Raw genomic sequence first — 12,363 nt, forward strand, 5'->3', positions numbered from 1 at the left:
AGAACTTTTCGAAAACCAGGCTAACTTAACACCATTAAAACAACCCATTTTATTTTCTGCTTATGAAAACTATAAAACAATCGCTTTGTTTCCTGGTCTGCAGCGTATGTTGTTTATATGGTTTATCTGCGAGGGGGCAGGTTACAGTTAGCATGAGGGCAGGTTTTAATGCATCCAAAGTAGTCTGGAAGGAAACGCGTAACGGCGCCGCTATCAAAAACAAATTCAACCCCGGTTATCAGCTTGGTCTGCTCACTCATATACCTCTGTCGCTAAACCAACATGCCATTACCCTGCAAACTGGGTTACAGTTCAGCACCAAGGGATACCGGCAGGATTACGGCGATGAAACCCGCTACGGTGTTTTATGCGTTACTCCCTGGTATATAGAGCTGCCGTTAAACCTTATCTATTACCTTCCCGGAGATATTGAGCGCTTTTTCATTGGAGCCGGCGGCTATTTTGCCTGGGGTGTTGGCGGCCGGTGGACGCAGCAATACAAAAGCGCCTGGGGATGGAATACCGGCGCTATCGAATATACAGACCTAAGTAACCAGGATCCGGACGACGATAAATTCAATTATGGCCGCCGGGCAGACCTGGGCGTCAACCTGCTGGCCGGCGTGAACATCAGCCCTTCAATATACATGCAGCTGAACGGTCAGGTTGGCTTGCGAAATATCGCCCCGCTGGAAAACAAAAAATTAACCAGCGAAGAATTCAGAAATATGGGACTCAGTTTTGCCGTAGGTTATAATTTCCAATAAGGCCGTTGCCACCTCAAAAAAAACACAAACAAAAGCGCCGGTACATACCATGATGCGCTATGCTGCGTCTATAAAAACATTTCTTTTTTAACGTAAAGTGCAAGGAACCCGCAAAGCACGCAACAGGAAAACTACGACAGGCCATCTTAGAACCTTGCCAGGGATCGTAGCATCGCTGCCTGAAACTCAAAGACCTCGGCATCGTTAGCACGAAGATACAAGACCCAAAAATCAAAAGGACCAAAACGCACAAGAGCCCTTGTGGCATTGACCATTTGCGCCGTCGCGTGAAATCAAAAAGCTGCTGCTCCTGTAAAAACGCTTCTTTTTAACCGCGGAGCGCGCAAGGAACCCGCAAAGAACGCAACAGGGAACCTACGACAGGCCATCTTAGAACCTTGCCTCAGGTCGTACGTTGCCGCCTGAAATCAAAAGATTTCTGCGTTGGTATCACGAAAATACAAGACCCAAAAATCAAAAACACAGAGCCCTTGCGGCGTTGCCCCTTTGCGCCGTCGCGTGAAATCAAAAGATTTCTCCCGGCTCCTGCCAACCACAGGCCAAAGAAAATCATTCCCATGGTTGAACCATACTGCTTTTCGCCCCTATCTTTGGGTAATGATGCAACAGGAAAAAACCATAATCAGAAAAGCTTTAAAAAAAGAAGCGGTCCTTGTTCACCAGTTAGCGCTCAACATCTGGCCCAAAGCCTTTGAGCAGATCCTTAGTAAAGCACAAATGGATTATATGATACAGATGATGTATGCCCCCGATGTGCTGGAAAAAGAAATGGAACGGGGCGTGGAATTCTACATCCTCCGTTACAATGGAACGGACATGGGCTATACCGCCATTGAACAAAAAGTACCCGGCGCCTGGAAGCTCCACAAGATCTACCTGTCGCAACAACTGCATGGAAAGGGAATCGGAAAGTTCCAGCTAAGAAGTATGGAAGAAGTTGTAAAGGGCTACGGTGCAAAAGAACTGTGGCTAAACGTAAACCGCCAGAACAAAGCGGTTGATTTTTACAAAAGCCAGGGGTACGAGGTTCAAAAAACCGAAGATATTGATATTGGCAACGGCTATTTTATGAACGATTATCAGATGCGGAAAATATTGGATTAAACCGGTATGATCCGTGTTGCAAAGCATACATGTTGTGACTTTGACATTTAAAAAAACCAAAAACACCGTAGCCATAATAGCGCTGCACCGCAGCACCAGCACATTGAATTTTTCATTCTCATATTCCCATATTTCCAAATTTTCAAATTCACTACATCCGGTTTTCTTATAAATCTTCTGTCCAAAGCCTTCACCGGTCACTCGCCGTTCCAACTTATTTTTTATTTCGATACGCTATCCAAACCGGCGCTCCGCGATTGTAAACTGCAGCGACGGATGCGCCTGTAAAATAAAAAACGAACCACAAACAACTGATAATCAATTCAAAAAACCTCACATTGAATTTAAAATTCGAAATTTTCAAATTTTCAAATCCGAAAAGATTTTACATTTTCCAAAAATTCAAACAAGCAGGACCGTTTGCTAAATAGACGCCCTGCATTGCACCTTTCCATTAAAAATTTGTCTAATTTTACAGGCACTCAATTGGATATATTTAAATAACAATTCAAGTTTTATAATGAGCAACGCGACTACTTTGTTTGATAAGGTGTGGGATGCCCACGTGGTACGCCATATTGAAGATGGCCCGGATGTACTGTTTATCGATCGGCATTTTATTCATGAGGTAACCAGCCCGGTGGCCTTCCTCGGTCTGGAACAAAGAGGTATTCCGGTAATGTATCCGCAGCGTACTTTCGCCACAGCGGATCACAATACCCCTACTATGAACCAGGATCAGCCGGTAAAAGATCCCCTGTCTGCAAACCAGCTGGCGGCACTGTCCAGCAACGCAGCCAAATGGGGCATTTCACTGTGGGCATTGGGAAGTCCCAAAAATGGGATCGTACACGTGGTGGGACCCGAAAATGGCATTACCCAGCCGGGGATGACCATTGTTTGCGGCGACTCTCATACTTCTACCCACGGGGCTTTTGGAAGTATCGCGTTTGGCATCGGAACCTCGGAAGTAGAAATGGTGCTCTCCTCCCAGTGCATCATGCAGCCCAAGCCCAAAAAGATGCGTATTACGATCAATGGTAAACTGGGCAAAGGCGTGCTGCCGAAAGACGTAGCCCTGTACATGATTGCGCAGATCACCGCAAGTGGTGCTACCGGTTACTTTGTGGAATATGCCGGTGAAGTATTTGAAAACATGACCATGGAAGGCCGGATGACCGTTTGCAATATGAGCATCGAAATGGGTGCCCGCGGCGGTATGATTGCCCCGGATCAAACCACATTTGATTATATCAACGGAAGAGATAAGGCCCCTAAGGGAGCCGACTGGGATATTGCACTCGCCTACTGGAAAACCCTGAAAACCGACGACGACGCCGTGTTTGACAAAGAACTGCATTTTGATGCTGTCGATATCGAGCCCCAGATTACCTATGGTACCAATCCCGGCCTGGGAACCGGTATTACCAACCATATTCCAAAGGCATCTGAAGTAAAAGACGGCGAGGCTTCTTATAAAAAATCGCTGGCGTATATGAATTTTGCAGAGGGTGAAGCCCTGCTCGGTAAAAAGATCGACTACGTATTCCTGGGCAGCTGCACTAACGGCCGTATTGAAGATTTCCGCGCTTTTGCTTCTATTGTAAAAGGCAAGAAGAAAGCCGACAATATCACTGCATGGCTCGTACCGGGTTCGCATATCGTGGAAGAGCAGATCAAATCCGAAGGCATTCTCGACATACTGAATGAAGCCGGTTTCGAACTGCGCCAACCCGGATGCTCGGCTTGTCTGGCCATGAATGAAGACAAGATCCCTGCGGGCAAATATGCGGTAAGTACCAGCAACCGCAACTTCGAAGGCCGCCAGGGCCCCGGTGCACGCACTTTGCTGGCCAGCCCTTATGTGGCTGCTGCCGTAGCAGTAACCGGTGTGGTAACCGATCCCCGCGATTTAATAGAGAGCGTTTAAAGTTCAGGGGTTAAAGGTTCAGCGGATACCGTTAAACTTTAAACACAATTTTAAATCTCAAACTTTAAACTTTAAACAAAAAAAGAAATGGCTTACGATAAATTTACAATATTAACCTCCACAGCAGTTCCGTTACCCATCGAAAATGTGGATACCGACCAGATCATCCCCGCCCGCTTCCTGAAAGCCACGGAGCGTAAGGGTTTTGGCGATAACCTGTTTCGCGATTGGCGCTATAACGCAGACGATACACCGAAACAGGATTTTGTACTTAACAACCCCATCTACTCCGGAAAGATCCTGGTGGGTGGTAAAAATTTTGGCAGCGGCAGCAGCCGCGAGCATGCTGCCTGGGCGATTTACGACTATGGGTTCCGCTGCGTAATCTCCAGCTTTTTTGCGGACATCTTTAAAGGGAACTCGCTCAACATCGGCTTACTACCCGTAACCGTAAGTGAAGCCTTCCTCGATAAAATCTTCAGGGCTATTGAAGCCGATCCCAAAACAGAGATCGAAGTCAATCTTCCCAGGCAATCCGTTACCATCCTGGCAACCGGTGATACAGAAAGCTTCGATATCAATGGCTATAAAAAGCATAATATGATGAACGGCTTTGATGACATCGATTACCTGCAATCCATGAAGCAGGATATCAACGCATTTGCAGAAAAGAGCCTGTATTAGGCCCCACCTGTTGAAGGCATTTTATAAAATCGTATCATGCTTCGCCTCCCGGGATGAATCCCAGGAACAGTGCAGCATGATACGATCATTGAGCACACTCCTCACCGGGCAGTTATACCAACAAGCCCGGATAATACACCGGAAAGATGAAACAACGATCGATTGAAATAATGGATACCACGCTTCGGGACGGAGAACAGACCAGCGGTGTATCTTTTTCGGCAACGGAAAAACTAACCCTTGCCCAGTTGCTTTTAACAGAAGTAAAAGTAGACCGGATCGAGATTGCATCCGCGCGCGTTTCCGAAGGAGAATTCCAGGCGGTAAAACGCATAACCGATTGGGCTAAAGAAAACGGCCACCTGCATAAGATAGAAGTACTCACCTTTGTAGATGGAGACACGTCCATCAACTGGTTGGAAAAGGCCGGTGCAAAAGTGATGAATATCCTTACAAAAGGTTCGCTGAATCACCTGACCCACCAGCTCAAAAAAACACCGGACGAACATTTTAAAGACATTGCGGCCGTTATAAAGAAGGCACAAAAAAAGGGCATCGAATCGAATGTATACCTGGAGGACTGGAGCAACGGCATGCGCAATTCCAAAGAGTATGTGTTTCGTTACCTGGATTTTATAGCAAAGCAGCCCATTAAACGTGTGCTGTTGCCCGATACACTGGGCATTTTAATTCCCTCCGAAACCTATGCTTATATCGCAGAGATCACAGAACGGTATCCGCAGCTGCATTTCGATTTTCATGGCCACAACGACTACGACCTGGGCGTTGCCAATGCCCTGGAGGCTGTAAAAGCCGGTGCCCGTGGGTTGCACCTGACCATTAACGGCATGGGTGAACGGGCCGGGAACACGCCCCTGGCCAGCATTGTAGCCGTATTGAACGATTTCCAGAAAGATGTAAAAACCAACGTAAACGAGAAAGCCCTATACAAGATCAGCAAACTGGTAGAAGCTTTTTCCGGCTTCCGCGTATCGCCGAATAAACCCGTGGTAGGCGAAAATGTATTTACCCAAACCGCAGGCATTCACGCCGATGGCGATAAGAAAAAGAATCTTTATTACAACGACCTGATGCCCGAACGTTTCGGGCGCAAACGCAAATACGCACTGGGTAAAACCTCGGGCAAGGCCAACATTGAAAATAACCTGCAGCAACTGGGGATCCAGCTCCCTGATGAAGACCTGAAAAAAGTAACCCAGCGCATCATTGAACTGGGCGATAAAAAAGAAACCGTTACCCAGGACGATCTGCCCTTTATTATCTCGGATGTGCTGGACAGCAACACTACAACGGAAAAAGTATATGTTGAGGATTATGTATTGACCCATTCAAAGAATATGCGCCCGTCCACTACGGTACGCATCCGGTTTGAGGATGGCGTTGTTGAAGAGAACGCGCAGGGTGACGGGCAATACGATGCGTTTATGAATGCGCTCCGCAAAATCTATACACAGAAAAAACTGCCATTGGCCAAACTCAGCGACTACATTGTGCGGATCCCCCCCGGAGGGAAATCCGATGCACTTTGTGAAACCATTATTACCTGGAACCTTAACGGGCGTGAATTTACCACCACCGGGCTGGATAGCGACCAGACGGTAGCCGCCATCAAAGCCACGCAGAAAATGCTGAACCTGGTGTAAAACCGGAGAAAACTTGAAATATCAGATATAAATAAATACACCCTAAGGAGCCCTGTTGCAACGGGCAACCCGCTTCCGGGGCAAGCGTATTATTTCCGGATATTACATGTACCAGGCATGCCCCGGCACCAGCATTAAAACACCGGATGCAAAGCACCCCGCTAAAAAGCCCAGGGCCTCCGGAATTTACTACCGCTGAAATTATGTATTTTAGCAGGAGCGGCATCATAGCCCAAAATATAATCATGAAAAAATTACTACTGCTCCTGTGTTTCTATACGGCATTCTTTTTTAGCGCAACAGCCCAAGACAATTCCGGCAACCCGGATGATTCCAAATCTGAAAGCATTATAAAAACGAGACGCCTTCTGCTAGACCGGCTGATCGCCGATAATAAAATAGGCATTACGCTGGAGAAGGAGCGGCTGCTGTCACTGGATGATGAAGACTACATCGCCATTTACCCCGTAGAATTCTGGCTGCTCTCTTACTGGACCAACGACTATCGATCCATTCTGCGTACAACACAGGGCATGGACCACCTTAAAGAAAACAAAATCCGTATCCCTCCTCCCCGGGACTATCTGGCAGCAAAACTTATCGAAATCCTAACCCTCCAACAGGACAGCCTGTTGAAAGAAATCACCCAGACCAATCTTCCGGAAGAGCAGAAAACCTTTTTAACCATGCATCTCAAATACCTGCTGAGCAATACACCGGATCAACAAGCTGTATTGAATAACCTGGCCGATCGGTTTATCGACCGTTACCCGGAGAGTAATTATACACCCTTTATAAAATCTCATATCCGGAATAAATACGTGCTGTCAGCCAATGGAGGTAGCATCTCGTTTCATGGAGGACAGTTCCGGTTTGCCGGTGCCTTAACCGGCTATTATAAAAGCCTGACCTCTTTCGGACTTACATTTGACCTGGTGCGTAACCACTGGCTGGGTCAGTTTAACCTGGCCGTTGGATCCGGCCGCACCAAAACCGAGATGCCGCTTGCCAACGGAGGTACCTGGCCCGCGGGTTCAAAAGTTACAGGCGGCTACCTGATGCTCACTGTTGGGAAATATATCACCCAAAGCCACCTTATCGATGTTGCTCCCATCGCCGGCGCCGGTATTTTTGGCGTCGATCCGAACGAAAACACAAAGGAACAGCCCGAACTGAAAGGCGCCGGCATAAGAACCACCATTGCCGGCAGCCTGGGTATTATTGGTGATATCAAACTCAAGAAAATGGATCCCGCTAAACAGCAATACCCGTTCCAGGGCGTTCAGGTTCCTTTTATAAGAGTTGGATACGAATACATCGCCTCTCCCTTAAGAAGCAAATCGGTATCCTATAGTGGCAGTGTGCATAAACTGACACTGGGAATTGGCATTATGGGCCGCCGGCTCAACCGGGTATATTAGAAAGAGCTCCCGGTTAAAAGTTCACGTCAACGGTCAAGCCACCGTTTAAACCCTGGTGCTTTTTCCCTGCTGATATCTACCTCCAGCCTTAACGCGGGTTGCAGCAAAAGCGTCAGTTTCTGGTTTTCATGTGGCCGCACGCTTTGTATGGCATTGATATGTACAATATACTGCCGGTTGGCACGGTAAAACACAGAGGGATCCAGCAACTCCTCTATTTCCTCCAGTGTGATATAATCCAATATATACTTCTCTCCCGAGAAGGTATAAAGATAATTCAGGTGCTCCCGGTAAAAACAGGCAACATCAGATACCGATACCGGAATCCAGTTATTACGCACACGCACAATAAATTTTCTTTGTACAGCGTTTTTTTGATGTTCGCTGTAATGAACGTACCAGATCCTGTATGGCGGCCGGCGGCATTTGAGCCCCCCGATAATTCTTTTGGCCCTGTGAAACAGGAGGGGCATAAAAGGAACGGGGCGTGTCGTTGCCTGCTGTATTCCGTATGCTGCGGTCGTTTTGAAACGGACTCTCTTCTGGTTCCGTTTATTTCCGGATTTATGAGATTACCGTCATCCGTTTTTTTTATTTGGGTTGGTAATAAATCATGCGATGATGACGGCCGCTGCTTTATTGCCCGGCCGGAAAGAAGAAGGCTGCTCCGGTTATGAAGCGGCCTTAATGGTGCTTCTCCTTACATTCTTTGCCCCGGGGTCAGAGCCTGTCTACCCTGCTGTTCCGGATCATAATATCGGCCACCTCCTGGTAGCAGGCAGCCCAGGCAGCCGCCACATCGGCATTCCAGTCTTTTCCCAATCCCTGCTGCAGCGTCCATAACAGGGCGTTTCCCACCAGCACATAATGCGCTTCTTTCACACCATATCCGGTATGGCGTTTCGCCAACGCGGCAAGATACCCCGTAATCTCCTCTGTTTTTTCCAGGCGGGCTACCAGTACATTCAGGGATACATTCAGTTTCCGGTATTGGCCTTCCATATCAGAAGGAAACAGTTTTCTTAAACCCGGACTATCGGCAAACAATTTCCCATAGAAAGCACTACCCACTGCCGCTGGTGGAACAAAGCGGAATAATCTCCAGGTTTTTTTTATAAGTATGATTTGTTCCTGTGTCATTCGTTATCTTGAGTCTCCGCTAATGGAAAAGTTCATTGTGCTAACGGCAAAATTTACCCGCGGCATCGGCAACCCGCCTTCTTACGATCGTAAAAACAATGCTGTCTATAGCACCTGTAACGACCCGCCGACCGTATTCATTCCCAAGAATGATTATCATTCCCGTTTATAAAAATGAAAAACCGCAGCAACCCGGGGAAATAAAAACCGCGCAAGCAGCTTAATTACGCATTGAAGCGGATAAGAAAGGGAATGATGCGTAATAAGGGAGTGGGCTGACGGGATTCCTAAAATTGACCGGCAGGCCTGGCGCCGTAAAATGATTTTTTTTTTGAAAAAATAATCCGGTATCCAGTATCTTAGGGGGCCGCCTGGACAGCTTTTTAGAAATTCTCTAAAAGGCCGCCAGCGCTGGTAGAAATCAAATAAAAAAGACGCATGAAAAAAAATATTCTCATTGTACCCGGGGACGGGATCGGGCAGGAAGTAACTGCAGTAGGTAAAAAAGTACTGGATAAGATCGCTGAAAAATATGGTCATGAATTTACGTATGATGAAGCGCTGATCGGCCACGCAGCCATCGAAGCCACCGGCAACCCGCTGCCCGATGAAAGCCTCGAGAAAATGAAAAAATCGGATGCGGTGCTGTTTGGTGCCGTTGGCCATCCCAAATACGACAACGACCCTTCCGCTAAGGTACGCCCCGAACAGGGTTTACTGAAAATGCGCAAAGAGCTGGGGCTTTATGCCAACCTGCGCCCGATCAAATTGTTTGATGAGCTCCTGGGCGCCTCCAGCATCAAGCCGGAGATCTTAAAAGGAGCCGATATCCTGTTTTTCAGGGAGCTGACCGGTGATATTTATTTTGGTGAAAAAGGCCGCAAGGATAACGGGGATACGGCTTTCGACATTGCACAGTACAGCCGCTTTGAAGTAGAGCGCATCGCCCGTAAAGCATTTGAAGCCGCAATGACGCGCGGCAAGAAATTGTGCTCGGTAGATAAAGCAAACGTGATTGAAACCAGCCGCCTCTGGCGCGAAGTGGTACAACAGGTGGCCAAAGAATATCCTGAAGTAACCGTAGAGCATCAGTTTGTAGACGCTACAGCGATGCTGCTGATCAAAGACCCCAAACGTTTCGATGTAGTGGTTACCGCCAACCTGTTTGGCGACATTCTTACGGATGAAGCTTCACAGATTGCCGGTTCCATGGGTATGCTGGCTTCCGCTTCAATCGGTGACGGTACCGGTGTTTACGAACCGATCCATGGTTCGGCCCACGATATCACCGGTAAGGGAATCGCCAACCCCATGGCTTCTGTATTATCCGCAGCCCTGTTGCTGGACATCTCCTTTGGTTTAAAACAGGAAGGCGAGGACGTGATCAACGCCGTGGACCAGGTATTGAAAGCCGGGTTCCGCACCGGGGATATTGCAGATGCCTCAACACCGAAAGATAAGATCCTGGGCACCGATGCCATTGGGGAAGAGATCCTGAAGCGGCTTTAAGCAATGCGATGGATGCCTGCCATCCATAATTGCTGTACAAATATTATGATAAAGAGGGTGTCTAAAAAAGACGCCTTCTTTTTTTTTAATGGCTATTTTTTCTTTGCCGGTTCATTGCGCCGATATTCCGGTTTAAGTATTTGCATTTATCCTTTCTTTGTTTTGCATGCATCCTAACGACAATCCCAATTATAAAACACTCCTGAAAAATCTTTATTTGCAAAATCAACGGGGGCAATGAAGAAGTTACCAACGCCTGCATCTCCCCACATAATATGTTCATCGGAACCCATTTGAAACAGCAGCAAATAATCCGCAGTTAATGCATCCCCTTCACGGAGATCGCGTTGAGTAAAATAGGCATAGCCGCCAAGCTTATGTTTCACCGGAGAAAAATGAAGGAATAGGGCACCTCTAACCCCGTTCCTGAATACCTGACAATAACGATCAGCAATGTAAGGTTTCTGACAGATCATCTATAGGGTATTTTACAATATTGGTTACGGGAATCATTATCGCTTGAGAAAATCCTGCAGCACAGTGGCACTCCTTTAAAAATAATTGGTCATATTGCACGGAAAACCATTTTTTTGAAGTAACTTACTGGAACAAAGCCGCTTTTTCAAAAACGGCTCTATGCAATGGATTTTGATGAGGACAGGAATTTGTTTCAAAATAAAACTTGTCGTTATGTTCCAGCATCAGGTATTTCCCCGTAACAAACATTTCGGAACGCTCATTTCAATGTCACCCCCGAACAACTGCATTTTTTTGAGCACCGCATGGCTACTTTTTGTCTTTACCCTCACCCTCTTTGCCGGTTGCTCGTCCGGCGCGGAAGATAAGGGGCAAACCGGAAAAACACTACAGGCCGATAAAGATTCCATCATGGCTACCATCGAAAAAGAAACGCGCTCGTTTTTTGCACGTGATTACGAAAGCTGGAAGTCTACCTACGTACATGAAGACTACGCCTTCCAGGCCTGGAGCAACCGGGACGGCACGTTTGATGCAAGCGTTGGATGGCCCGGCATCGATAACTCCGTAGGACGATATATCCACGATAATCCGGAGCCGCAAACGGGCACCAACCCCATTGTGGAGCGGAGAAGGATCACCTTCAAATTCTACGGTAAGGACGCCTGCTATTTAACATGGGATCAGTACAACAGCAACAAGGATGGCAATTTCAGGCACAGTAAGGAAGTGCGGGTAATGGAAAAACAGAACGGCCAATGGAAGATCGTTTGCGTGGCCGCTTTCTGGGATTACGTAAATATCATACCCGCGAACCAGTTAAAAGATATCCAAAGCCTGGATAAGGAGAACCGGGGCACCAACAAACTGTAAAGCTTGCAACGGTGCGGGCATCCGCTGCAATCGCTTATTATAATTGTACCTGCACGCAACGGGCAGGGGGATTGTCTGTGACCGGGATTGATGATTCAAAACCATCGGTCACGGGCCGCCGGCGATCATTCCGGCACTTTGTGAAAAGTAATGGCCACCCGGTTCAGCATATTCATATGCGCAACAGCCAGCGCAAGATCGACCAGGTCTTTATCCTGGAAATGCTGTCTTGCTTCATTATAAACGGTCTCGCTCACTTCCTGGCCGGGCAATAGGGTGATGGCTTCTGCATAGGCCAGCGCCGCTTTCTCCTGCGGGGTAAAAAAAGGCATATATTTCCAATTAGATACGCCGTTAAGCCTCCGGGGATCCTCCCCTTCCCGTATGGCATCCTTCCAATGCAGGTCTACACAGTACGGACATCCGTTGATCTGCGAAACGCGGAGGTATACCAGGTGTAAAAGAGCGGGTGCCAGATCGGTTTTCTTCAGATATCCATACATGGCCAGCAGGGTTCTATATCCTTCCGGAGCAGTTATCGCATAATCGATACGCATAAATAATTTTTGCGCTAAAGTAATGATATTTTACACGCAGGTTGGAGACAGGCCCTTCGGGAAGGTAAAATAACCAATAAGAAATAATAAATGTTGAAGTAAGGTTACCGTTACTGCTTGGTGATCTTGCTCCAAATCTAAACTTTAAACTTTGAATGTTAAACCTCTCCCTGCAGAATGTGAAATAGTCAGTGTAAAATTTTAAATGTAAAAGTG

Annotated in this window: 12 protein-coding genes; 8 read left to right on the forward strand and 4 right to left on the reverse strand. The window is 47.2% G+C overall.

Translation table 11 applies throughout. The features are described 5' to 3' along the window. The first annotated feature begins 62 nt into the window (after positions 1-62). The 6 genes from LL912_RS08885 (at position 63) to LL912_RS08910 (ending at position 7,591) form a co-directional block, all read left to right on the forward strand. The gene (locus tag LL912_RS08885; protein WP_235553228.1) at positions 63-767 is read left to right on the forward strand and encodes an outer membrane beta-barrel protein; all 705 of its coding nucleotides are present in this window, start codon (positions 63-65) and stop codon (positions 765-767) included. A 582-nt stretch (positions 768-1,349) separates the two neighbouring features. Beyond that, the gene (locus tag LL912_RS08890; RefSeq protein ID WP_235553229.1) at positions 1,350-1,892 is read left to right on the forward strand and encodes a GNAT family N-acetyltransferase; all 543 of its coding nucleotides are present in this window, start codon (positions 1,350-1,352) and stop codon (positions 1,890-1,892) included. Positions 1,893-2,412: 520 nt separating this feature from the next. Beyond that, positions 2,413-3,822 (forward strand): 3-isopropylmalate dehydratase large subunit, encoded by a 1,410-nt coding sequence (gene leuC, locus LL912_RS08895; protein WP_235553230.1) that lies wholly within the window; start codon positions 2,413-2,415, stop codon positions 3,820-3,822. 87 nt (positions 3,823-3,909) lie between these two features. Then, positions 3,910-4,506: a 3-isopropylmalate dehydratase small subunit gene (gene leuD / locus LL912_RS08900; protein WP_235553231.1), complete on the forward strand. Its 597-nt coding sequence runs from the start codon at positions 3,910-3,912 to the stop codon at positions 4,504-4,506. Between the two features lie 146 nt (positions 4,507-4,652). Beyond that, positions 4,653-6,170: an alpha-isopropylmalate synthase regulatory domain-containing protein gene (locus tag LL912_RS08905; protein WP_235553232.1), complete on the forward strand. Its 1,518-nt coding sequence runs from the start codon at positions 4,653-4,655 to the stop codon at positions 6,168-6,170. 245 nt (positions 6,171-6,415) lie between these two features. Continuing rightward, positions 6,416-7,591: a hypothetical protein gene (locus LL912_RS08910; protein WP_235553233.1), complete on the forward strand. Its 1,176-nt coding sequence runs from the start codon at positions 6,416-6,418 to the stop codon at positions 7,589-7,591. Positions 7,592-7,617: 26 nt separating this feature from the next. On the opposite strand, the gene LL912_RS08915 is transcribed toward LL912_RS08910, so the two are convergent. Beyond that, complete coding sequence (locus LL912_RS08915; protein ID WP_235553234.1) at positions 7,618-7,932, reverse strand: LytR/AlgR family response regulator transcription factor; 315 nt, start codon at positions 7,930-7,932, stop codon at positions 7,618-7,620. A 379-nt stretch (positions 7,933-8,311) separates the two neighbouring features. Continuing rightward, a complete protein-coding gene (locus tag LL912_RS08920; protein ID WP_235553235.1) occupies positions 8,312-8,731 on the reverse strand; it encodes a globin domain-containing protein in 420 nt (139 codons plus the stop codon). 438 nt (positions 8,732-9,169) lie between these two features. Here LL912_RS08920 and leuB point away from each other — a divergent pair, with 438 nt between their 5' ends. Continuing rightward, on the forward strand, positions 9,170-10,240 hold the full coding sequence (leuB, locus tag LL912_RS08925; RefSeq protein WP_235553236.1) for a 3-isopropylmalate dehydrogenase: 1,071 nt from the start codon (positions 9,170-9,172) through the stop codon (positions 10,238-10,240). A gap of 173 nt (positions 10,241-10,413) precedes the next feature. Here the strand turns inward: leuB and LL912_RS08930 are convergent, their stop codons facing one another. Next, positions 10,414-10,716: a DUF1963 domain-containing protein gene (locus tag LL912_RS08930; protein ID WP_235553237.1), complete on the reverse strand. Its 303-nt coding sequence runs from the start codon at positions 10,714-10,716 to the stop codon at positions 10,414-10,416. A gap of 295 nt (positions 10,717-11,011) precedes the next feature. Here LL912_RS08930 and LL912_RS08935 point away from each other — a divergent pair, with 295 nt between their 5' ends. After that, on the forward strand, positions 11,012-11,590 hold the full coding sequence (locus LL912_RS08935) for a hypothetical protein (protein WP_235553238.1): 579 nt from the start codon (positions 11,012-11,014) through the stop codon (positions 11,588-11,590). 125 nt (positions 11,591-11,715) lie between these two features. Here LL912_RS08935 and LL912_RS08940 read toward each other — a convergent pair whose 3' ends face one another. Continuing rightward, positions 11,716-12,147, reverse strand: a complete 432-nt coding sequence (locus LL912_RS08940) for a carboxymuconolactone decarboxylase family protein (RefSeq protein WP_235553239.1) — start codon at positions 12,145-12,147, stop codon at positions 11,716-11,718. Between the last annotated feature and the right edge of the window lie 216 nt (positions 12,148-12,363).

It is taken from the genome of Niabella agricola (assembly GCF_021538615.1).
In the GTDB taxonomy this organism is placed as follows: domain Bacteria; phylum Bacteroidota; class Bacteroidia; order Chitinophagales; family Chitinophagaceae; genus Niabella; species Niabella agricola.

Excerpts from the sequence above, each read along its gene's own strand:
- LL912_RS08885 (WP_235553228.1), top strand. The coding sequence starts at position 63 with ATGAAAACTATAAAACAATCGCTTTGTTTCCTGGTCTGCAGCGTATGT.
- leuC (WP_235553230.1), top strand. The coding sequence starts at position 2,413 with ATGAGCAACGCGACTACTTTGTTTGATAAGGTGTGGGATGCCCACGTG.
- leuD (WP_235553231.1), top strand. The coding sequence starts at position 3,910 with ATGGCTTACGATAAATTTACAATATTAACCTCCACAGCAGTTCCGTTA.
- LL912_RS08905 (WP_235553232.1), top strand. The coding sequence starts at position 4,653 with ATGAAACAACGATCGATTGAAATAATGGATACCACGCTTCGGGACGGA.
- LL912_RS08910 (WP_235553233.1), top strand. The coding sequence starts at position 6,416 with ATGAAAAAATTACTACTGCTCCTGTGTTTCTATACGGCATTCTTTTTT.
- LL912_RS08920 (WP_235553235.1), bottom strand. The coding sequence starts at position 8,731 with ATGACACAGGAACAAATCATACTTATAAAAAAAACCTGGAGATTATTC.
- leuB (WP_235553236.1), top strand. The coding sequence starts at position 9,170 with ATGAAAAAAAATATTCTCATTGTACCCGGGGACGGGATCGGGCAGGAA.
- LL912_RS08930 (WP_235553237.1), bottom strand. The coding sequence starts at position 10,716 with ATGATCTGTCAGAAACCTTACATTGCTGATCGTTATTGTCAGGTATTC.
- LL912_RS08940 (WP_235553239.1), bottom strand. The coding sequence starts at position 12,147 with ATGCGTATCGATTATGCGATAACTGCTCCGGAAGGATATAGAACCCTG.